Source organism: Stenotrophomonas sp. BR163, assembly GCF_047520985.2.
GTDB classification, from domain to species: Bacteria; Pseudomonadota; Gammaproteobacteria; order Xanthomonadales; family Xanthomonadaceae; genus Stenotrophomonas; species Stenotrophomonas sepilia.
Window position 1 is genome coordinate 24,455 of sequence record NZ_JAXBRE020000028.1, and the last position, 19,836, is coordinate 44,290.

Here is a 19,836-nt window from a genome sequence, read left to right on the forward strand (position 1 = left end):
CTGCATATCTCTGGAGCAGTCCCATGAGCGAGATCCCCGGCGACCTCAAGTTCCTCAAGTCCCATGAGTGGGCCCGTGTCGAAGGCAATGGCCGCGTCACCGTCGGTATTTCCGACCACGCCCAGGGCCTGCTGGGTGACCTGGTCTACGTCGAACTGCCGGAAGTCGGCGCCGACGCCAAGGCCGGCGAGCAGATCGCCGTCGTCGAGTCGGTGAAGGCCGCCTCGGACGTCTACAGCCCGATCAGCGGCAAGGTCGTCGAGGTCAACTCGGCCCTGTCCGACAAGCCGGAAACCATCAACGAAGATGCCTACGGCGAAGGCTGGATGTTCGTGGTCGAACTGACCAACGCCGATGAGGTCAACGAGCTGCTGGACCCGGACGCGTACGCCGAAGCCCTGGAGAACGAAGACCACTGAGTCGTCGTTTCCGGATTCTGGAACGGCCACCTTCGGGTGGCCGTTTTTGTTTTGGCGACTGCACCGGACTCATGACGCGGGGTTCGCTGCGCACCCTCGGCGTGGCATCAGCCGACAGGCGAACGGTGCCGATGGGCGTGCGCAGTTTTGCGCAAATCCGCGTTTCAGCCCCGCGCCGACGCACTCGGATGTGAAAACTTTTCGCCCCCTGTTGCGGCGCTGTTGTGCTGGCGTCGGTGGCGGCGCCGGTGACCATCGACGTCGCACGCGCGATGCCGTTGCGAGTCTGTGTCTAAATGCGCGGAGTGCTTATTTCAAGTGTTTTTTGTTCAACGTATGCATCGATGCCGGTGCATGCAGCACGCTTGCGCGACGCTTCAACCGCCATCGCGGGCCGCGTAGAGCAGTGGCGCCGACGGCGCTCGGAAAGGCGCGGATGTGAAAATTTTTCGCGGGGGTTGTTGACAGTAAAAAAAACCGTGATTAGGTTTCGCCTCAGCAGACCTTGCCTGCCCAACCGAGTGCGCAGAATCAATCGTCCGATGCGAAGCAGCCCCTTCAAGACCACCGCGACCCTGATGACGGTGGACACGGCCCCGCTTCCCCCGGAGAAATGCAAGGCACCTCCCGTTCCGATGTCCGCTCCGCCGATCGAGGCGGGCATCGCCGCATCCGTAACGGCGCGCCTGACGCGCCGGCGGTCCCCGCACGCAGCATCCGCGGGTTTGATCCAACTGGGCGTTTCAACTCCCTATCACTGACGAGGAGCCATCCCATGGCAACCAAGAAAGCTGCGAAGAAGAAGCCCGCCGCCAAGAAAGCGGTGAAGAAGGTCGCGAAGAAGGCCGCTGCCAAGAAGGCAGTGAAGAAGGTCGCGAAGAAGGCGACTGCCAAGAAGGCAGTGAAGAAGGCTGCGAAGAAGGTCGCCAAGAAGACCACTGCGAAGAAGGCAGTGAAGAAGGCGGCGAAGAAGGTCGCCAAGAAGTCCACTGCCAAGAAGGCCGTCAAGAAGACCGCGAAGAAGGCGGCCAAGAAGACTGCCAAGAAGGCTACGGCCCGCAAGCCGGCCAAGAAGGTCGCAAAGAAGGCGACTGCCAAGAAGGCCGTCAAGAAGACCGCCAAGAAGGCAGTAAAGAAGACCGCGAAGAAGGCTACCAAGAAGGCTGCCCCGAAGAAGGCAGCGAAGAAGGTTGCCAAGCGCAAGCCGGCCGCCCGCAAGAAGAAGGCCGCTCCGGTCGCTCTGCCGGCAACCCCGGCGCCGCTGATCTAAGTACTTCCCGATAGCCGCATCCTGAAACCCCCTTCCCTGGCTGCCCAGCGGGGAGGGGGTTTTTTTATGGGCGGCTTCGATCGCCTGGTGGGGTGACTACCGGCGGGAATCGTTCCACCAGGAAGTCGAGGAAGCTGCGCAGGCGGGTGGAGTGGTAACGGTCGTGCGCATGGACCACGTGCATCGGCCGACCGGCCTGGCCGTGCCCTGGCAGCAGCTGCACAAGTCGTCCAGCCTCGACATCGGCTGCCAGCAGCAGCGTCGACTGCAGGACGATGCCCAGGCCATGCAGCGCCGCCGAACGCAGCGCTTCGCCATTGTTGATCTGCAGTCGGCCGTCGGGCACGTGGTCGAGCTCGCCAGCGTCGTCCTGCAGCCACTGCGCAAGTGCACTCGGTTCGAACGACAGGCATTGATGGCCGGCAAGTGCATGCACGCTGTGTGGCGTGCCATGCCTGGCCAGATACGCGGGCGAGGCGCACATCATCAGGCGATAAGGGGCCAGGGCTCGTGCCACCAGCACGCTGCTGTCGGCCAGCGTGCCGATCCGCAGCGCCGCTTCGAAGCCCTCTTCGGCAAGGTCGACCACGCGATCGGTCAGCGTCGCTTCGACCCGGACATCCGGATGGCGCGCCATGTACTCGGCCAGTGCCGGTACCAGTGCATGCGTACCGAAGATCACTGGTGCACTGATGCGCAGCGTGCCCGCCGGTGCCAGGTGCTGGTGCTGCGCCTGCGCATCGGTTTCGTCCACCAGGCGCAGGATCTCCCGGCAGCGCGTGTAGTAATCCTGGCCGAACGGGGTCGTGTGCTGGCGCCGGGTGGTTCGGCTCAACAGCTGCATGCCCAGCCGTGCTTCCAATGCACGCAGATGCTTGCCGGCCATCGTCGCGGAGATGTCCATCGCCGCAGCTGCCGCACTGAGGCTGCCCTTGTCCACGATCAGCACGTAGACCCGCATGCTTTCCAGCAGGTTCATCTGACACCCCGGGTGTTGAATGCTGAAACCTGCGCGGAGTTTATCAATCAGGGGTGATCAAACAGCATGTCGTGCAAGGGCTGGATTGGCCGGCCATGCGGACAGGAGAACACCATGGACTTGAATCTTGCAGGCCGTACCGCCTTGGTGACGGGCGCGGCCAGCGGCATCGGTGCCGCCGTCGCCAGGCAGCTGGCGGCCCAGGGCGTGCGCGTTGCCATCACGTCACGGCAGCGGGCACCCCTGCAGGCGCTGGCGGCGCGGATCGAAGCCGAAGGCGGCGTGGCACCGGTCATCGTGGCCGGCGATGTCACCGTGGCCGGTGACGTCCGGTACATCGCGCAGGCATCCCGGGACGCATTGCAACGCGTCGACATCCTGGTCAACGCCGCAGGGGGCTCCCGACCGACCACCGTCGATGCCGATGATGATGTCTGGGAGGAAGCGATCGCCCTGAACTTTTCCGCCGCGCGGCGGATGACCCAGGCGCTGTTGCCTGGCATGCAGGCGCAGGCATGGGGGCGGGTGATCAACTTCAGCGGTTCGATGGAACCGCGTGCGGTGAACGCGGCCACTGCGGCGAAGGCGGCGCTGCATCTGTGGAGCAAGGGGCTGTCGTCGGAGGTGGCCGGGCAGGGCATTACGGTGAATGCGATTGCACCGGGGCGCATCAACAGCGCGCAGATCCTGGAACGCCTGCATCCCACCGAGGAAAGCCGGCGTGCGTTCATCGCCAGCAACATCCCGATCGGACGCTTCGGTGAACCCGAGGAAGTGGCGCCACTGGTGGCGTTCCTATCCTCGCCGCTGGCCGGCTACATCACCGGTGCGGTGATTCCGGTGGACGGCGGCATGCACTACTTCGCGCATTAGCGCCGCGGAACTGCTCTTTGCATCTGTAGAGTCGAGCCAACAAAAAGGGCGACCCGCAGGCCGCCCTTCGCACACACGATCGAGCCCGCCTGATCAACGCGGCGACGCCACCGCACGATTGCCCGAGGCGCCCTTGCCCTTGCGCTTGTCCTGCTGCGCCGGGCTGGCGCCCTCGGCCATCAGGTTGTCGCTGCCGAAGTCGGTGTCCACGTCCAGCCAGCGCTGCGCCGGCAGGCCGAGCGCGGAGTCGAGCACGGTCGGCAGGAGGCCGCTGGGCAGGCTGCTTTCTCCATTCCACATGATGGCGATGCCCAGATCGCGTTCCGGCACCAGCGCGACCAGGCCGCGATAGCCCTGCACGGCACCGGCATGGAACACCACGTCGTGGCCGGCGTAGTCGAAGGTGCGCCAGCCCAGGGCGTAGCCGGCCGAGTGCAGGCGCTCGCGGCGCCAGCCCGAACGCATCTCGCCGGGGGTGCTGATCAGGCTCGAATGCAGGGTGGCCAGCAGCGGTGCCGGCAGCACGTCGGGGCGGTGGCCGGTGTGGGCGAGCAGCCACTGCGCCATGTCGCTGGCGCTGGCATTGACGCCGGCCGCTGGGGCGACCCGGTAGTAGGTCGGCTTCGGCGTCAGCGAGACCCAGCCGTTGCGGCTGCGCACGTGAGGACGCGCCCAGCGCGAGCTGGCCTGGATGCCGGCCAGGCCGAGGCTGGCATCGTTCATGCCCAGCGGCTTGAAGATGCGGCGCTCGACCGACTGCTCGTAGAAACTGCCGGAGGCCGCGTAGACGACATCGCCGATCAGGCTGAAGGCCACGTTCTGGTAGGCATAGCAGTCGCCCGGCAGGCACTTCAGGCTGGTGTTGGCCAGTTTCTGGGTCAGCGCGTAGTACTCGGCGTTGCCCTCGATGTCGCGGTCGTAGGCGTTGTACGGCAGGCCGACGCGATGGCTGAGCACGTCGGCCACGGTCAGGCGATCAGTGGCTTCCGGCGAGTTCAGGCGGAAGCCCGGCACGTAGTCGGTGACCTTGCTGTCCCAGCGCAGCGTGCCGTCGTTGACCAGCAGGCCGGCCATGGTGCCGGCGAAGGCCTTGGACAGCGAGGCCAGGCGGAACACGGTGTGCGCATCGACCGGCAGCGGATTGTTGACGTCGGTGACGCCATAGCCGCGCGCGCTGAGGATACGACCGCCCTGCACGATCGCCACGGCCATGCCCGGCACGCGTTCGCCATAGGTGAGCTGCTGCGCCATCGATTCGATGTTGGCGACGTTGAAGCCGGGCGCCGGGGCCTGCACGCGCGGCACCAAGCCGGTGCGGTAGGCCGCCGGCTGGGTGTGGGCGACAGTGGGACCGGCAGCGGATTCGATGTTGGTCGGCATCGGCGGCAATGCCGGCGGTGTCTGCGCGGTGGTGGACAAGGCAACGGGCATCAGCATGCCCAGCAAACCGGTGGCCGCCGAACGGATCGGGCGACGCAGGCTGTTCTTTTTCATCGGTTGGACCCGTGCGCGACTGCTGATGGCGATTCTAGCGCCGCTTTTCCCTTGTGCACAAACAAAGCGAAGATGAATGCGCATCTCGTTGAAAAATTTGGAATTTGAGGTGCTGAAAGCATGTATCGGAACGTGTCATCCGGGGCCGATCAGCGGCGCCGATCCGCCCGCAGGAAGGCGCGTCGCGCTGGCGATGTTGCGGTGCATTGGCTAACGTACGCGTTTCATCGCCCCGGAGCCTGCCATGCCGCTGTCCAACCGCCGTCTTCAGGCGAGGGACACCGCGTGAGTGCGGTACGGAAGAAGGGGCCGCTGCAGGGCCTGGCGTCGGCACTGCGCGAGTCGCCGGCGCTGTGGTGGTCGTTCCTGTACTTCTTCTGCCTGCTCAGCGGCTACTACGTGCTGCGCCCGGTGCGTGAGGCCATGGCCGCCTCGGCAGACCTGGAAACGGTGTTCCCCCCCGTGCTGATCGCCTGGTTCGCCAGCCACGGCATTGCGTTGAAGGACTTCGTGCTGCAGTTCCTGTTCTCCTGCGTGTTCGTGATCATGCTGGTGCTGCAGCCGGTGTACGGCTGGCTGGTCAGCCGCTTCCCGCGACGGGTGTTCCTGCCGGCGGTGTATGGGTTCTTCATCGTGACCCTGCTGGGCTTCTACATGATGTTCGACAGCGGCGTGCCTGGCCGCGGCATGGCCTTCTTCTTCTGGATCACCGTCTTCAACCTGTTCGCGGTGGCGGTGTTCTGGAGCTTCATGGCCGATGTGTTCTCCAATGTGCAGGCCCGGGCCTTCTATGGATACATTGGCGCGGCGGGCACCGTCGGTGCCTTCCTTGGTCCGATCATCACCAGTGCGCTGGTGCAGAGCGTGGGCATCGCCAACCTGATGCTGGTCTCCGCAGCTTTCCTGGTCGTGTGCCTGTTGTGCATCTGGCGGCTGCGGCACTGGGCGGTGCTGCGCGAACGCGAGCAGCAGCTGGTGTCCGGCGAGCAGCCGATGGGCGGCAGTGTGCTGGACGGCCTGAAGTTGATCGTGCGCGAGCCGCTGCTGCGCTGGCTGGCGATCATGGTGGTGTTCGGGGTGGGCGTGGGGACGCTGCTCTACAACGAGCAGGCTGCGATCGTGCGTGCGGCGTTCACTGACCCCGCAGCCAGCACCGCGTTTTTCTCGCGCATCGACTTGGCAGTGAATGCGCTGGCGCTGTTGATGCAGCTGGGCCTGACCCGCTGGTTGCTGTCCCGGCACGGAATCGCCCCGGCGCTGCTGATTCCCGGTTTCGCGATCCTGATCGGCTTTTCGGTGCTGGCGGCCTCGCCGATGCCGCTGATGGTCGCGGTAGTGCAGGTGATGACCCGGGCCAGCGAATTCGCACTGGCCAAGCCGGCGCGCGAGACAATCTACACGCGCGTGGACCGGCAGTGGCGCTACAAGGCCGGCGCAGCGATCGACACCGTGGTCTACCGCGGTGCGGACCTGAGCTTTGCCTGGGTGCACAAGGGCCTGTCATTGTTCGGCTCGCACGTAGTGTTCATCGGCGGCATGCTGGTGGCCGCGTGCATGACCCTGGCTGCGTTTGGCGTGCTGCGCGAAGAAAAGAAGCTGCCGCGCGACCGATGATTTCCCGGGCTCCGACCCCCATCCCTGTCCAAGGAACCGCCCATGTACTGGATCGCACTCGCCCTGACCTTGCTGGTCGCACTGCTGCACGTCTATTTCCTGGCGCTTGAGATGTTCCTGTGGACCCGCCCGCTGGGCCTGAAGACCTTCCGCAACACGCCGGAGAAGGCAGAGATCACGCGCGTGCTGGCGGCCAACCAGGGCCTGTACAACGGCTTCCTGGCGGCGGGCATCGTGGTGGGGCTGGTGATCAATCAGCCGGTGCTGGTGACGTTCTCGCTGGCCTGCGTGGTGGTGGCCGGGTGCTATGGCGCCTACAGCGTGAGCCGCCGCATTTTCATGATCCAGGCGGTGCCTGCGATCCTGGCGTTGGTTCTTCGCGCGATGGTGTGATTCCAGCCAACGGCGCAGCCCCTCGTGGGGTGGTCGCGTAGAGCTTGTCATGGGGGTGGCCGGGCGGGTTGGGTTCGCGGGGGACGCCGCAAGTACGTCCGTGTAGGCTTGGCCGCGGCATCCATGCCGCGGACACCCCCGCGAACCCAACCCGCCCGGCCTCAGACAGGTTCCGTGCGCGGCCAGCCCACGGAGAAGAAAAAAGAAGATCAAGAGCAACAGCGGGTCGCTGCGCTCGTTGGGTTCTGTGCGCATGAGAAAAGCGGCCATTGGGCCGCTTCTGCTTCTGCTCTTCTTTTTTCTCTTGCGTGGGTGGACGCCGCAAAGATCTGTCCGAGGCCGGAGGGGTGGGGCCGGGCGGGGTATCCGCGCCATGGATGGCGCGGCTAAGCCTACAGGGACGTACTTGCGGCGTCCCCGCCCGGCCCCGCCCCTCCGGCCCAACCGATAAACCGCATCCCGCGTCCATCCACGAGGGGCTGCGCCGTTCGCCGGAACACTACTTCGCCGGCGACATCCACATGTCGATGACCGCGCTGAACACCTCCGTCCCTGCACGGTCGCGCACGCTGACCGTCACCGGCAGCGCATAGCCCTCGGCCGCGACCACAATCGGCTGTGCCGGCAGCGCCACCGCCTGCAGCGTGCCACGCGCCTTGGCCAGGTACTGCACCTGCATCCCCTTCGGGATCCAGCGCATGCCCTTCGGCAGCGATGCGTCGACCATCAACCCGGCGGTCAGTTCGGCCAGGTTGCACATCGCGATCGCGTGCACCGTGCCGATGTGGTTGCGTACCCTGCGGCGGTCGGCCAGCGTGCCTTCGCAGTGGCCGTGTTCCAGGCGGGTGATGCGTGGCGCGATGCTGGCGAAGTAGGGGGCCTTGAGGCACACCGCGCGCGAGAACAGCCAGGCGCCAGCGGGCCAGCGCTGCAGGCGTTGGTAAAGCGAGAGCAGGGGCGTGGACATGAGGGGTATTCCGGTCGGCGGATAACGCGACGGCGGGCCGAGGCCCGCCGTCGAAGGCAACGCGTGTCGCGGGCGATCAGGCCGCCTGCGAATGCGGATCCTTGTGCTGGCGGTCGTAGTAGCTGGCCGCGCGCAGTTCGTGGGTGTCGAAGTCGTCCACGGTGATGGTGTCCAGGGTCAGCGTGCGCAGCTCTTCCAGCAGGCTGCGCTCGTCCTGGGTGATCACGCCCTCGGCCACGGCTTCGTCCAGCTGCGCCTTGAAGTCCAGCGCCTCGATGCCCTTGCTCTTCAGCGCCTTGAGGAACTTGCGCTCCACCGGCTCGGCCATGATCGCCTTGCTCAGGTAACTGTTGATGCGGCCACCGGGGTTGTTCTCGCACGGGGTCAGGAACACGCCATTGGCGAGACGGTCGCGGGCTTCATTCGGCGCCATCAGCAGGGCGGCGACGCGGCGGCTCAGGCGATCACCCGGAGCCTCGGCACGACGGCCCAACGGGAAGATGAGCGCCCACATCAGCCAGCCGATCGGACGGATCGGGAAGTTGCGCAGCGCGGCCGACAGCGACTCTTCGATCTTGTGCACGCTGTCATGGAAGGCCCAGGCCAGCAGCGGCTGGTCGGCCTGCGGTGCACCTTCGTCGTGGTAGCGCTTGAGCATGGCGCTGGTCATGTAGACATGGCTCAGCACGTCGCCCAGGCGGCCGGACAGCGATTCCTTGAACTTCAGCTTGCCGCCCAGGGTCATCATCGAGATGTCGGCCATCAGCGCCAGGTTGGCCGAGTAACGGTCCAGCTTGCGGAAGTAGCGGCGGGTGTAGGCGTCGCCCGGGGCGGCGCCGAAGCGCGCGCCGGTCAGGCCGAACCAGAACGAACGCACGGCATTGGAGATGCCGAAGCGGATGTGGCCGAACAGGCTGCGGTCGAACTCCTGCAGGCCGGCACGGGTATCCGGATCCTGCGCGGCCTTCATTTCCTTGAGCACCCACGGGTGGCAGAGGATCGCACCCTGGCCGAAGATCAGCAGGCTGCGGGTCATGATGTTGGCGCCTTCCACGGTGATCGCGATCGGCGCGGCCTGCCAGCTGCGGCCGGCGAAGTTGCGCGGCCCCAGGATGATGCCCTTGCCGCCGATCACGTCCATCATGTCCGAGATCACTTCGCGGCTCATGGTGGTGCAGTGGTACTTGGCGATCGCCGACGGCACCGACGGCACGTCACCACGATCGACCGCCGCGGCGGTAGCCTGTGACAGCGCGCTGATCTTGTAGGCCTTGCCGCCGATGCGGGCCAGCGCTTCTTCCACGCCTTCGAAGCGGCCGACCGACAGGCCGAACTGCTTGCGGATGCGCGCATAGGCGCCGGTCACGGCGGCACCGGCCTTGGCACCGCCGCTGGCGGTGGACGGCAGGGTGATCGAGCGGCCCACGGCCAGGCACTCGTTGAGCATGTTCCAGCCCTTGCCGGCCATGGCTGCGCCGCCGATCAGCTGGGTCAGCGGAATGAACACGTCCTTGCCGCGGATCGGGCCGTTCTGGAACGTCGAGTTCAACGGGAAATGGCGACGGCCGATCTCGACGCCGGCGGTGTCGCGCGGCAGCAGGCCCAGGGTGATGCCGATGTCGCGGGTGTCGCCCATCAGACCATCCGGGTCGTACATGCGGAAGGCCAGGCCGATCAGCGAAGCGACCGGAGCCAGGGTGATGTAGCGCTTGTCGAAGGTCAGCTTGACGCCGAGCACCTGCTCGCCGTTCCACTCGCCCTTGCAGACGATGCCGTAGTCCGGAATGGAGGTGGCGTCGGAACCGGCGAACGGACCGGTCAGGCCGAAGCAGGGCACCTCGCGACCATCGGCCAGGCGCGGCAGATACTGGTCCTTCTGTTCCTGGGTGCCGTAATGCACCAGCAGTTCACCCGGGCCCAGCGAGTTCGGCACGCCGACGGTGGAGCTGACCACCGAAGACACCGAGGCCAGCTTCTGGATCACCTTGTGGTGGGCCAGTGCGGAGAAGCCCAGGCCGCCGTATTCCTTCGGGATGATCATGCCGAAGAACTTGTTCTTCTTGATGAAGGCCCACAGCTCTGGCGGCAGGTCGGCATGGACGTGGGTGATTTCCCAGTCGTTGACCATGGTGCACAGCTCTTCCACCGGGCCATCGAGGAAGGCCTGTTCTTCGGCGGTCAGCTGCGGCTTGGGATAGTTGAGCAGGATGTTCCAGTCCGGATCACCGGTGAACAGTTCGCCCTCGAAGCCGACCGAGCCGGTTTCCAGCGCGATGCGCTCGGTCTGCGACAGCGGCGGCAGCACCTTGCGGAACACCTTCATCATCGGGCCGGTCAGCAGCGGCTTGCGGATGAACGGCAGCAGCAGCGGCACGGCGATGACGGCAAGCACGGCGGCCGCGACGATCGTGGCGGTCTGGTTGACGTAGGGAATGAACCAGCAGGCGGCCAGCAGGGCCACGCTGATCAGCGTCCAGGTAACCAGCCGCATGCGGTGGTAGGCGACGAACGCGCCTGCCAGCAGCAGGGCGAGGAAGGGAAGAACGATGCTCATGAGCGTGCTCCGGTGACGTGCTCGTTTGTGGCGGACGAAGCCGCAGCGTCTGCTGCGGGCAACACGTCCAGATAGTCCAACACAGTAGCGGTAAAGGCGTCGTTGTCATCGCCGGCGACCATGTGCGTGGCCTGCGGCAGCTGTACATGGCGCGCGTGCGGCGCCAACGCCAGGAATTCGGCCACGGTCTGCGGCGTGACCAGGTCGCTGCGGCCGCCGCTGACCAGCAGCAGCGGGCACTTCACCTGCCGCGCGGCCTCGACCAGTGCATCCTGGTGCTGCTCGCTGTCGCGGGCCAGTTCGGCCACCAGTCGCGGATCCCAGTGCCAGCGCCAGCGGCCATGGCCGTCCTCGCGCAGCAGGGCGCGCAGCGACTGCTCGGATTTGCGCGGGCGGTGCGGCATGTAGGCCGAGATCACGTCGGCGGCCTGGGTGAGCGAGGCGAAGCCGTCGGGATGGGCGGTCATGAAGGCCAGGATGCGTTCAACACCGGCGGTATCCCAGCGCGGGGTGATGTCCACCAGCACCATCGCCGAGAACAGGCCCGGCCAGCGCGATTCGGCCAGCAGGCCAAACAGGCCGCCCATCGAGGCTGCGACCAGCACCGGCGGGCGCGGCTGTTCGCCGGCCAGCACGATCAGGTCATCGGCGAACTGTTCGCCGTGGTAGGGCAGGTCGGCGGCATTCCAGTCGGAATCGCCATGGCCGCGGGCGTCGTAGGCCAGCGTCTGCAGGCCGGCCGCGTTCAGTGCGCGGGCAGTGGCATTCCAGGCGTGGCGGGTTTGGCCGAAGCCATGGGCGAACAGGACCCGGCCGCGCCGGCCATGCTCGCTGGCGGTCACCGCCAGGCGGGCGCCATGGGCGGCGTCCAGGCGCAGGTCATGGAACGCAGCGGGAGTGGGGGACATAACCATACTTGCTAGTATGGAGAGCTTCGAGGGGAAGTCAATACTGCACGGTATGGTGCGTTGCAGAACGCGCGTGGAGGGACCCTTCCGACGGGCCTGCGACGGTTTCGACCGCAACCGCGTACTGCAACGAACCCCGGCGTATGGTTAAATCAGTCCATGAATCAACCTGACGCTTCCGCCGGCGAACCGCGCGCCGGCCGCAACAGCCGCCTGAGTGCCGAAGACTGGGCCCAGGCGGCCCTCGATCTGATTGCTGAACAAGGTGTCGGCGCCGTCGCGGTAGAACCGCTGGCACGGCGGCTCGGCGTTACCAAGGGCAGTTTCTACTGGCATTTCCCTTCACGCGATGCATTGCTGCAGGCGGCGCTGGAACGCTGGGAACTGTTCGAACAGGAACAGGTGTTCGGCAGCCTGGAAGACGTACCGGATCCGCGCGTGCGCCTGCGCCAGCTGTTCCAGATGGTGGCGCATGAAGTGCAGCCGCACATCATCTACAGCGAGCTGCTGAAGGCACTGGATCATCCGATGGTGCGGCCGGTGATCGACCGGGTCTCGCAGCGTCGCCTCGACTATCTGGTCGCCTCGTTCCGCCAGGCCGGCCTCAGCTCGACCGATGCGCGTCATCGCGCACGCCTTGCGTACGCCGCTTATGTCGGCTTCCTGCAGTTGTCGCTGCAGCTGCAGCAGCCCAAGCAGGCGCGCGAGGATTTCGAAGCGTACGTCGAGCATCTGATCGAGACGCTGATTCCGAACGGATGAGCGCCCGGACATGATCTCGAAGGAAGGCCGCAGCGATGCTGCGGCCTTTTTTGTTGTGCGCTGGCCAGCGCCCGTCCATGGCGCACAAAGAACAACGGCCCCTTTCGGGGCCGTTGCTGCATCAGCTGATCAGGTTCCCGATCAGAACTTCTGCTTGTACTGCATGTAGATCAGGCGACCGATGTCGTAGCCGCCGTAGTAGGAGTACTGCGAGTTCGGCGCCGAGTACATCTGCGGGCCGTAGTGGTCGAACACATTGCGTGCACCGACCGCGATGGTCGCATTCCACGGCGCGTTCCAGGAGAACTGGACGTCGTGGAAGGTGGTGGCGCCGCGCTTGTTCTGCGCCTGGTTGCGAGCCGGATCCGGCGAGCCGTAGTCAGGCAGCGAGCACTCGGTGGCGTAGTAGCAACGCTCCTTCACGCTGGAGAAGTAGCGGGTGCCCCAGGTGATGCCGAAGTCGCCGAATTCCCAGCCAACGGTCAGGTTCGAACGCAGGCGGAAGTTGCTGCCGAAGCCATTGTAGATCTGCACCGGGGAGTCATCATTGGCCGTCTTCAGAACGTTCTTGGTGACGTAGGTGTTCTGCAGGTTGAAGTTGAAGCTGCCCCAGGTGTCGGTCGCATAGCGGTAGCTTGCATCGAAGTCGAAGCCTTCGGTTTCGATGAAGCCGGCATTGCGGCTGCCGTAGGTCAGGTTGTTGACGTAGCCGAGCGTGGCGTCACGGGTGAAGGTGCTGCAGCGCTCAGCAATGCCCAGAACGTAGCAGTCGTTCAGCTGATCCGTCGGGGTATCGGAAACGATCGTGTTCTCGATCTTGATGTTGAACCAGTCCAGGCTCAGGTTCAGGCCCGGGGCGAAGGTCGGGCTCCAGACCAGGCCAACGGTCTTGGACTTGGACGTTTCCGGAGTCAGGTTCGGATTGGAGCCGGAGGTGAACGGCACCGGGCTCTGCTCATCCGGGCCTTCAGCCGGGACGTAACCCTGCTTCAGCTGGCGGAAGTTCGGGGCCAGGGCACCCAGGGCGGCAGCGCATCGCTGGGCCGTCGCGGCATCGGTTGCGGCCAGACCGAACGAGGTATCGCACGGATCGGTGAAGTACTCGAAGGACTGCGAGCTGCCGCCGTACAGGTCGGCGATGGTCGGCGCGCGGAAGCCTTCGGAGTAGGTCGCACGAACCAGCAGCTGATCGATCGGGCGCCACTTCAGGCCGAACTTGCTGTTGGTCGTGTTGCCGAAGGTGCTGAAGTCGGAGAAGCGGGTGGCTGCGCTCAGGCTCAGTTCCTTGGCACCGGGCAGGTCGGCCAGGATCGGTACGTTCAGCTCCAGGTACACTTCATTGACGTCGTACTTGCCACCGGTCGGGCCAGCCGCCAGGTCGGTGGAGTAACCCGACTGCGACAGCGCGTCCGGATTGAAGTTGCCCTTCTCCTCGCGGTACTCGTAACCCAGTGCGAAGCCCAGGTCGCCTGCCGGCAGGGTCAGGATGCTACCCGCAATGTTGGCGTAGTAGGACGTCATCGTGGTTTCGCCGACGTTGTGCGTCGTCGGGAACAGGAACTGCTGCAGGTCCGGATTGCCGGTCAAGCCGCCATCACCGGTGCGGCCGAACGGAATGGCCGGGTTCCACGGGATGCAGCCACCGGCGCCGGGGCCGTAGGCCGGGTTGGTGCCCGCAGCCAGGCCCGCTGCGGTTCCGCACTCCACGCGGCCGGTTGCCGGGTTGTAGAACGAGGCCCCGGTGGCGGCGTTGGCAGCCAGGACGTTGTAGTTGCCGGTCTGGCTCTGGTTGTTTTCGGAGTTCTGGTAGAGGTAGCCGGCTTCCCAGTCGAAGTACTTGTCATTGAACTGGAACGAGCCCTGCAGCGCGCCGCTGAAGCGGAACGTCGTCAGCTTGTTGTTGGAAACGCGCGGCACTTCCCAGCCACGGCGGACATACGCCATATCCTGGCCGAACGGGTTGTAGTAGCTGTTGGCCGACCAGATGGAACCGAGGTTGGCGTAGGCTTCGGACTGCAGCGGGTAACCGGCCACCTGCGCTTCCGATTCGCGGCGGGTGTACAGCAGGTCACCGCTGAAACGGACATTGTCGGTAAGGTCGTACTGCAGGTTGGCGAACACGCTGCGACGCTTTGTCGGGGTCAGCAGCTGCATCTGCTGGTTGGAGTTGCTTACGTCACCGGTGATCGGGGTCAGGTCGGTTTCGTGGAAGTCCGCCGCGTTGTAAGGATTGCCGCCGCGATTGAGGGTGAGCGACGGTGCGTCCGGATCGGTCGGGTCGAACACCGAGCCCCACTGGCTGACCGAGGTCCAGCCGGCGGTCGGATGGCGATTGGTGCGCGACGATTCGGAGAACCAGCGGTCCTTTGCCCACACCGCCTTTTCGTTGGAGTACTCGGCACCGATGGTGATCGAGCCGCGATCGCCGGTGAAGCCGGCAACGAAATCGGCGCTCTGCTTTTGGCCGTCGCCTTCACTGTACTGCCCGGTGTAGGCGTTGACTTCCAGGCCTTCGAAATTCTTGCGGGTGATGATGTTGATCACGCCGGCCATGGCATCGGAACCGTACACCGAGGAAGCACCGTCCTTCAGCACGTCGATGCGCTCGACGATCGCCGACGGGATCTGCGACACGTCCTGATAACCGCTGACGCTGGCGCCGAGGCGCTTGCCGTCGACCAGGATCAGGGTGCGCTGTGCACCCAGGTTGCGCAGGTCGATGTAGTAGCCGCCGACCATTTCACCAGAGGACAGCGGTTCGGAACGGCTGATGGCCGGGCTGCCGGCGGCAGAAATGTTCTGCAGCACGTCAGCAACCGTCTTGAAGCCGCTCTTTTCGATGGTGGCGCGGCTCAGGCTCAACACCGGCTGGGCGGTTTCGGTATCGACCTGACGGATGCGCGAACCGGTGACCTCGATGCGGTCGAGGTTGGTCGCTTCCTGGGCGTGGGCCGTCGCGGTGGTGGCACCGGCGACAAGCGCGATCACAACTGCGTCACGCAGCTGGCTGGACTTGAGTTTCATTGGCTCTCTCTCTCTCCAAGAAATCTTGGCTGGGGTTAGTGCCCGGCGGGGGAGCGAAAAAGCGCTCCCAAATCGCGAGGCTGACCCGATAGTAACGGGCGTTCGCCAAGAATTAAAGCTGTGTTAATGAAGTCTGTGATTTTGGTAAAAAAACGCTTTTTCCAGCCCAATCAACGGGTTGCTGGTATGGTCATGCTGATCTGCCTCGTTTGTTAACGCAGAATGATGAAAAAAGTTTCGACTGATATGTATCCCAATATGTCGATACGCTCTGCGGTCGATACCGGTCATGCGAGTGCGAGGCTGGCACGCAGATGCAAAAAGGCGCCTCTCGGCGCCTTCGGGAATATCGTTGCTGAACCTGACTGAGGGGATCAGAGATCCTGTTCGTAACGCACGTACGGCACGGTGCCGTCGTCGTTGCTTTCGTTGCGCGGGGAGAACGGATTCTTGCCGCGGCTGATCACGTTCTCGGCGCCGACGGTCAGCTGGCCGGACCACGGGGTACGCCAGGTCAGGCCGATGCCCAGGCCTTCGAACTTGCCGGGCTTGCCCGGCACGTCAACCACGCGGCCGATGATGCTGCCGGTGAAGTTGCCGTAACCGGCACCGATGCTCAGGCTCTTGCTGTCCCAGCGATCGACGATGGCCGGCGAAGCGTCGGCCAGCGGTACCAGGCGTGCCTTGGCGTAGGTACCGGCGATGGAGACGAAGCCTTCGCGGCCAATGTTCTTCTGCGCGAACACGGTCAGATCGTTCTGCTCGGCGCGCAGCGAGGGCGTCTTGTTCGGGCCCGACAACCAGGCGGGCAGGGTTTCACGGCCGGTGCCGGCGGTGATGCCCAAGCGGCTGTTGCCCCGGTTCAACGCGGCGGTACCACTGAAACGACGGCTGTTCAGATCATCCTCGTCGCCCAGGCTGGCCAGCATGCAATGGCTGGCCAGGCCGCTGATGCTGGTGCCGCTGCTGCTGTTGCAGAGCAGGCCCAGCGAATCGCCGGAGGACAGGCCAAAGGCCGCGTCCAGCGAATTGCGGCCGAAATGCCAGCGGGCGCCGGCTGCCTGTTCGCCGGTCGGCTCCAGGTACAGCAGCGCCTCGACCTTGCCGCTGCCCTTGTTCCATACCGGCAACACGGTGCGGGTGTCCTTGCTCTGCGCATGCACGCCCGTGATCGCGCCAAGGGCGATCAGCAGGGCCAGCGGTAGACGCAGGAAGGTACGCATCGGACCAGTTCAGACAGGGACGGACAACGGAAGTTCCCGTGGGGACGGGAACTCGATCCTAGGGTGTTTATGAATTCTTAACAAGCCTTGATCCTCCCCAGGTACAAGACTGCCGTTTACTGAAGTCGTTCAGGCGCCGCTACAGCCCCCTGGGCGCCGTGGAACAGTATGCCGAACTCCGTCAATGGAAAGTGATACTCACGCCCGCAGAATTCGCAACGCACCTCGACGGCGCCGGTGGCTTCGGCGGCCGCGCGGGCTTCGTCCTCGCCCAATGACTGCAGCATGCCAGCCACCCGCTCGCGCGAGCAGGAGCAGGCGAAGGACAGCGGCTTGTCGCCCAGCAGTTCCGGCCGCTCCTCGTGGAACAGGCGGTGCAGCAGCTGCTCGGCCGGGGTCGCCAGCAGTTCGGCCTTGCCCAGGGTTTCGAACAGGGCGCTGGCGCGGGCCCAGCCATCCTCGTCGCCTTCGTCGCCCGGCAGCTTCTGCAGCAGCAGGCCGGCGGCACCGTTGCGGTCGGCCGCCAGCAGCAGGCGGGTCGGCAGCTGCTCCGACTGGCGGAAGTAGTCCTCGAAGGCCTCGTCCAGTTCCGGCGCAGTCAGCGCGACCAGGCTCTGGTAGCGCTGCGGCTCGCGCGGGTCCAGGCCGGGGTTCTCGATGGTGATGGCGAGGATTGCGTCATCACCGAGGCGGGACAGGTCACGCGGTGCGTCGCCACCCTCGCTGAGCTGGGCGATACCGCGCAGGGTGCCGGCGGCGGTGCATTCGGCGAACAGGGTGCGCAGCGCGGTGCTGCTGCGCAGCTGCACCGACAGGCGCCCGTCGATCTTGGTGTGGCCGGTGAACAGCGCCGAGGCGACGCAGGCCTCGCCAAGCAGTTCGGCAGCGGCGTCCGGGTAGGCGGCATGGGACAGGATTTCCTGCCAGGTGGCCTGCAGGTGCACATGCACGCCACGCACGCCGGCGTCGGGGAGCAGGAAACGGATCAGGGAATCGGGGTTGGCGGTCATCGGCTCACATCGCGCGTAAACGGGGGCGGTTGCCGGATAATGCGCCGACAACCAAACAGAAGAAGGATGCACCAGTAATGGGGGCAGCGGGAGAGCAGCACAAGGTAGAGGCCGTGGTCGCCGCGCCGCGCCGGCGGCGCTGGCGCTGGAAGCGGCTGCTGTGGCTGCCGGTGCTGCTGGCCGCCTTCAGCTGTCTGCAGGTGCTGGTGCTGCGGTTCATCGACCCGCCGGTGTCCATGGTGATGCTGTGGCGCTATGGCGAGGCGCTGGGCGAGGCCGACTGGTCCTATCGGCTGCATTACCAGTGGCGCGACCTCGACCAGATGGCACCGAGCCTGCCGATCTCGCTGGTGGCGGCCGAGGACCAGCGCTTCCCCGACCACAACGGCTTCGACCTGCAGGCCATCGAAAAGGCGCGCGACCACAACGCCAGGGGCGGGCGCCTGCGCGGCGCCAGCACGATCAGCCAGCAGGTGGCCAAGAACCTGTTCCTGTGGCAGGGCCGCAGCTGGATCCGCAAGGGCCTGGAAGTCTGGTACACGGTGCTGATCGAGGCGCTGTGGCCAAAGGAGCGGATCCTGGAGATGTACGCCAACATTGCCGAATTCGGTGATGGTGTGTATGGCGCGCAAGCGGCAGCGCAGAAATTCTGGGGCAAGGACGCGGCCCGGCTGAGTCCGGCCGAGAGCGCGCGCCTGGCCGCGGTGTTGCCGGCACCGCGTCGCTACAACGCGGCAAAGCCTGGGCCGTATGTGCAGCGGCGGGCCGCGTGGATCCAACGCCAGGCGCGCCAGCTGGGTGGTGCGTCCTATCTGTCGGAGGACTGAGCCCGGCGCTGCAATTGGCAGGCGACGGGCCGGGCACGTGCCGGCAACGTACAATCCGGCCATGACCCGCGAACGGCTTACCTTCGTCATCGCCGCCTACAACGAGGCCCTGGCACTGCCGCTGCTGCATCCACGGCTGTGCGCGGTGCTCGACGGCATGCCCGACATCGACGGTCACATCCTCTATGTGGACGACGGCAGCCATGACCGCACCTGGGACGTGATCGCCGGGCTGGCCCAGGCCGATGCACGCGTATCGGCGCTGAAGCTGTCGCGCAACTTCGGCAAGGAAGCGGCGCTGACCGCCGGCCTGGATCTGGTGCACGAGGGTGCGGCGATGATCCTCGATGCCGACGGCCAGGACCCGCCGGAGCTGGTGCCGCAATTCGTCGCGCGCTGGCGCGAAGGGCATGACAACGTCTACGGCACGCGCATGGCCCGCGATGGCGAGGCCTGGATCAAGCGGGCCACGGCAGCGATGTTCTATCGAGTGATGGGCCGCCTGTCGCGGACACCGATTCCGGCCGATACCGGGGACTTCCGCCTGCTGTCACCGCGCGCGCTGAACGCCCTGCGCGGGATGCGCGAGCGCCACCGCTTCATGAAGGGACTTTTCAGCTGGGTGGGATTCAAGCGGATCGCCGTGCCCTACCACCGCCACGCGCGTGTGGCCGGCAGCAGCAAGTTCAGCCTGTGGCGGCTGTGGAATTTCGCCCTCGAAGGCATCACCGGGTTCTCGACCGTGCCGTTGCGGGCGGCGACCTACCTCGGGCTGGCAACCGCGGCCGTCGCTTTCGTGTTCGGCCTGTGGGTGATCGTGAAGGCGGCGCTGTATGGCGACCGGGTGGCGGGCTGGCCGACGATGATGGCGGTGATCCTGTTCCTGGGCGGCGTGCAGCTGATCGCGCTTGGCCTGATCGGCGAGTACCTGGGGCGGCTGTACGAGGAGTCCAAGCAGCGGCCGTTGTACCTGGTTGACGCCTGGCTAGCATCGTCCGTGGCAGACTCGGTCCCGCAACCCACCCTGGGAGGGCAGGCAGATGACCACGGTACGGCAACTGTTGGACGGCAAGTCTCCTGAAGTACATGCGGTCGCGCCGGATGCGGCGGTGATCGATGCGATCCGGTTGATGGCGGAAAAGGGCATCGGTGCGGTGCTGGTGATGGACGGCCCGCGGCTGGTGGGAATCCTGTCCGAGCGTGATTACGCGCGCAAGATCGTGTTGCGTGATCGCTCTTCGCGCGATACGGCGGTGGCAGAGATCATGACGTCGCAGGTGGTGACGGTGTCGCCGGGCGAGCAGGTGGAGCATTGCCTGCAGTTGGTGACCGATTATCGCATCCGCCATCTGCCGGTCGTGGAGGGCGCGCAGGTGCTGGGGGTGATCTCCATCGGCGACCTGGTGAAGTCGGTGATCGATGCGCAGCGGCGGGAGCTGGATCAACTGCAGCAGTACATCGTTGCCGGGTGAGGGTGTCGCTGGCGGGCCTGGGGCCCCCCCGCCCCCTTTTGGAAGCT

The 19,836-nt window shown here is 65.5% G+C and carries 18 protein-coding genes; 9 read left to right on the forward strand and 9 right to left on the reverse strand.

Features of this window, described 5'->3' with window-relative positions; genetic code table 11:
* Window positions 1-23 precede the first annotated feature (23 nt).
* Window positions 24-419, forward strand: a complete 396-nt coding sequence (gene gcvH / locus ACM0PY_RS17855; protein ID WP_005418426.1) for a glycine cleavage system protein GcvH — start codon at window positions 24-26, stop codon at window positions 417-419.
* A 292-nt stretch (window positions 420-711) separates the two neighbouring features.
* Here the strand turns inward: gcvH and ACM0PY_RS17860 are convergent, their stop codons facing one another.
* Window positions 712-1,083 (reverse strand): hypothetical protein, encoded by a 372-nt coding sequence (locus ACM0PY_RS17860; protein WP_134968390.1) that lies wholly within the window; start codon window positions 1,081-1,083, stop codon window positions 712-714.
* Between the two features lie 111 nt (window positions 1,084-1,194).
* On the opposite strand from ACM0PY_RS17860, the gene ACM0PY_RS17865 reads away from it, so the two are divergent.
* Complete coding sequence (locus tag ACM0PY_RS17865; RefSeq protein ID WP_088496833.1) at window positions 1,195-1,689, forward strand: histone; 495 nt, start codon at window positions 1,195-1,197, stop codon at window positions 1,687-1,689.
* Between the two features lie 64 nt (window positions 1,690-1,753).
* Here the strand turns inward: ACM0PY_RS17865 and ACM0PY_RS17870 are convergent, their stop codons facing one another.
* Entirely contained in the window at window positions 1,754-2,668 is a 915-nt protein-coding gene (locus ACM0PY_RS17870) for a LysR family transcriptional regulator (RefSeq protein ID WP_180884180.1), read from the reverse strand.
* 114 nt (window positions 2,669-2,782) lie between these two features.
* On the opposite strand from ACM0PY_RS17870, the gene ACM0PY_RS17875 reads away from it, so the two are divergent.
* Window positions 2,783-3,541 carry an SDR family NAD(P)-dependent oxidoreductase gene (locus tag ACM0PY_RS17875; protein ID WP_072168558.1) on the forward strand — a complete coding sequence of 253 codons (759 nt, stop codon included), beginning with the start codon at window positions 2,783-2,785 and terminating at the stop codon, window positions 3,539-3,541.
* Between the two features lie 93 nt (window positions 3,542-3,634).
* Here ACM0PY_RS17875 and ACM0PY_RS17880 read toward each other — a convergent pair whose 3' ends face one another.
* On the reverse strand, window positions 3,635-5,035 hold the full coding sequence (locus ACM0PY_RS17880) for a serine hydrolase domain-containing protein (RefSeq protein ID WP_005418422.1): 1,401 nt from the start codon (window positions 5,033-5,035) through the stop codon (window positions 3,635-3,637).
* Between the two features lie 285 nt (window positions 5,036-5,320).
* On the opposite strand from ACM0PY_RS17880, the gene ACM0PY_RS17885 reads away from it, so the two are divergent.
* Window positions 5,321-6,649, forward strand: a complete 1,329-nt coding sequence (locus tag ACM0PY_RS17885; protein ID WP_180884181.1) for an NTP/NDP exchange transporter — start codon at window positions 5,321-5,323, stop codon at window positions 6,647-6,649.
* 42 nt (window positions 6,650-6,691) lie between these two features.
* Window positions 6,692-7,042 carry a DUF1304 domain-containing protein gene (locus ACM0PY_RS17890; RefSeq protein WP_180884183.1) on the forward strand — a complete coding sequence of 117 codons (351 nt, stop codon included), beginning with the start codon at window positions 6,692-6,694 and terminating at the stop codon, window positions 7,040-7,042.
* 499 nt (window positions 7,043-7,541) lie between these two features.
* Here ACM0PY_RS17890 and ACM0PY_RS17895 read toward each other — a convergent pair whose 3' ends face one another.
* From ACM0PY_RS17895 to ACM0PY_RS17905, 3 genes are all read right to left on the reverse strand, one after another.
* A complete protein-coding gene (locus ACM0PY_RS17895; protein WP_134970306.1) occupies window positions 7,542-8,009 on the reverse strand; it encodes a hotdog fold domain-containing protein in 468 nt (155 codons plus the stop codon).
* 76 nt (window positions 8,010-8,085) lie between these two features.
* Window positions 8,086-10,563 (reverse strand): acyl-CoA dehydrogenase, encoded by a 2,478-nt coding sequence (locus tag ACM0PY_RS17900; protein WP_111200766.1) that lies wholly within the window; start codon window positions 10,561-10,563, stop codon window positions 8,086-8,088.
* Window positions 10,560-11,477: an alpha/beta fold hydrolase gene (locus ACM0PY_RS17905; RefSeq protein ID WP_180884185.1), complete on the reverse strand. Its 918-nt coding sequence runs from the start codon at window positions 11,475-11,477 to the stop codon at window positions 10,560-10,562. Before ACM0PY_RS17905 ends, ACM0PY_RS17900 begins: the two co-directional genes overlap by 4 nt.
* Window positions 11,478-11,630: 153 nt before the next feature.
* Here ACM0PY_RS17905 and ACM0PY_RS17910 point away from each other — a divergent pair, with 153 nt between their 5' ends.
* On the forward strand, window positions 11,631-12,233 hold the full coding sequence (locus ACM0PY_RS17910; RefSeq protein ID WP_005418411.1) for a TetR/AcrR family transcriptional regulator: 603 nt from the start codon (window positions 11,631-11,633) through the stop codon (window positions 12,231-12,233).
* Window positions 12,234-12,374: 141 nt separating this feature from the next.
* Here ACM0PY_RS17910 and ACM0PY_RS17915 read toward each other — a convergent pair whose 3' ends face one another.
* From ACM0PY_RS17915 to hslO, 3 genes are all read right to left on the reverse strand, one after another.
* Complete coding sequence (locus tag ACM0PY_RS17915; protein ID WP_111129172.1) at window positions 12,375-15,257, reverse strand: TonB-dependent receptor domain-containing protein; 2,883 nt, start codon at window positions 15,255-15,257, stop codon at window positions 12,375-12,377.
* A 374-nt stretch (window positions 15,258-15,631) separates the two neighbouring features.
* Window positions 15,632-16,480: an XOO1806 family protein gene (locus tag ACM0PY_RS17920; RefSeq protein ID WP_061478882.1), complete on the reverse strand. Its 849-nt coding sequence runs from the start codon at window positions 16,478-16,480 to the stop codon at window positions 15,632-15,634.
* A 116-nt stretch (window positions 16,481-16,596) separates the two neighbouring features.
* Window positions 16,597-17,490 carry an Hsp33 family molecular chaperone HslO gene (gene hslO / locus ACM0PY_RS17925; protein WP_049412229.1) on the reverse strand — a complete coding sequence of 298 codons (894 nt, stop codon included), beginning with the start codon at window positions 17,488-17,490 and terminating at the stop codon, window positions 16,597-16,599.
* Between the two features lie 77 nt (window positions 17,491-17,567).
* On the opposite strand from hslO, the gene mtgA reads away from it, so the two are divergent.
* From mtgA to ACM0PY_RS17940, 3 genes are all read left to right on the forward strand, one after another.
* The gene (mtgA, locus tag ACM0PY_RS17930; RefSeq protein WP_005418407.1) at window positions 17,568-18,317 is read left to right on the forward strand and encodes a monofunctional biosynthetic peptidoglycan transglycosylase; all 750 of its coding nucleotides are present in this window, start codon (window positions 17,568-17,570) and stop codon (window positions 18,315-18,317) included.
* Window positions 18,318-18,378: 61 nt separating this feature from the next.
* Window positions 18,379-19,398 carry a glycosyltransferase family 2 protein gene (locus tag ACM0PY_RS17935; RefSeq protein ID WP_005418406.1) on the forward strand — a complete coding sequence of 340 codons (1,020 nt, stop codon included), beginning with the start codon at window positions 18,379-18,381 and terminating at the stop codon, window positions 19,396-19,398.
* Window positions 19,358-19,789 carry a CBS domain-containing protein gene (locus ACM0PY_RS17940; RefSeq protein WP_005418405.1) on the forward strand — a complete coding sequence of 144 codons (432 nt, stop codon included), beginning with the start codon at window positions 19,358-19,360 and terminating at the stop codon, window positions 19,787-19,789. The genes ACM0PY_RS17935 and ACM0PY_RS17940 overlap by 41 nt, the downstream gene beginning before the upstream one ends.
* The last annotated feature ends 47 nt before the right edge of the window (window positions 19,790-19,836 follow it).

What these genes read in the sequence shown, in the direction of transcription:
- gcvH (WP_005418426.1), top strand. Translation starts at nt 24, where the DNA reads ATGAGCGAGATCCCCGGCGACCTCAAGTTCCTCAAGTCCCATGAGTGG.
- ACM0PY_RS17860 (WP_134968390.1), bottom strand. Translation starts at nt 1,083, where the DNA reads ATGCCCGCCTCGATCGGCGGAGCGGACATCGGAACGGGAGGTGCCTTG.
- ACM0PY_RS17865 (WP_088496833.1), top strand. Translation starts at nt 1,195, where the DNA reads ATGGCAACCAAGAAAGCTGCGAAGAAGAAGCCCGCCGCCAAGAAAGCG.
- ACM0PY_RS17870 (WP_180884180.1), bottom strand. Translation starts at nt 2,668, where the DNA reads ATGAACCTGCTGGAAAGCATGCGGGTCTACGTGCTGATCGTGGACAAG.
- ACM0PY_RS17875 (WP_072168558.1), top strand. Translation starts at nt 2,783, where the DNA reads ATGGACTTGAATCTTGCAGGCCGTACCGCCTTGGTGACGGGCGCGGCC.
- ACM0PY_RS17880 (WP_005418422.1), bottom strand. Translation starts at nt 5,035, where the DNA reads ATGAAAAAGAACAGCCTGCGTCGCCCGATCCGTTCGGCGGCCACCGGT.
- ACM0PY_RS17890 (WP_180884183.1), top strand. Translation starts at nt 6,692, where the DNA reads ATGTACTGGATCGCACTCGCCCTGACCTTGCTGGTCGCACTGCTGCAC.
- ACM0PY_RS17895 (WP_134970306.1), bottom strand. Translation starts at nt 8,009, where the DNA reads ATGTCCACGCCCCTGCTCTCGCTTTACCAACGCCTGCAGCGCTGGCCC.
- ACM0PY_RS17900 (WP_111200766.1), bottom strand. Translation starts at nt 10,563, where the DNA reads ATGAGCATCGTTCTTCCCTTCCTCGCCCTGCTGCTGGCAGGCGCGTTC.
- ACM0PY_RS17905 (WP_180884185.1), bottom strand. Translation starts at nt 11,477, where the DNA reads ATGGTTATGTCCCCCACTCCCGCTGCGTTCCATGACCTGCGCCTGGAC.
- ACM0PY_RS17910 (WP_005418411.1), top strand. Translation starts at nt 11,631, where the DNA reads ATGAATCAACCTGACGCTTCCGCCGGCGAACCGCGCGCCGGCCGCAAC.
- ACM0PY_RS17915 (WP_111129172.1), bottom strand. Translation starts at nt 15,257, where the DNA reads ATGAAACTCAAGTCCAGCCAGCTGCGTGACGCAGTTGTGATCGCGCTT.
- ACM0PY_RS17920 (WP_061478882.1), bottom strand. Translation starts at nt 16,480, where the DNA reads ATGCGTACCTTCCTGCGTCTACCGCTGGCCCTGCTGATCGCCCTTGGC.
- hslO (WP_049412229.1), bottom strand. Translation starts at nt 17,490, where the DNA reads ATGACCGCCAACCCCGATTCCCTGATCCGTTTCCTGCTCCCCGACGCC.
- mtgA (WP_005418407.1), top strand. Translation starts at nt 17,568, where the DNA reads ATGGGGGCAGCGGGAGAGCAGCACAAGGTAGAGGCCGTGGTCGCCGCG.
- ACM0PY_RS17935 (WP_005418406.1), top strand. Translation starts at nt 18,379, where the DNA reads ATGACCCGCGAACGGCTTACCTTCGTCATCGCCGCCTACAACGAGGCC.
- ACM0PY_RS17940 (WP_005418405.1), top strand. Translation starts at nt 19,358, where the DNA reads ATGACCACGGTACGGCAACTGTTGGACGGCAAGTCTCCTGAAGTACAT.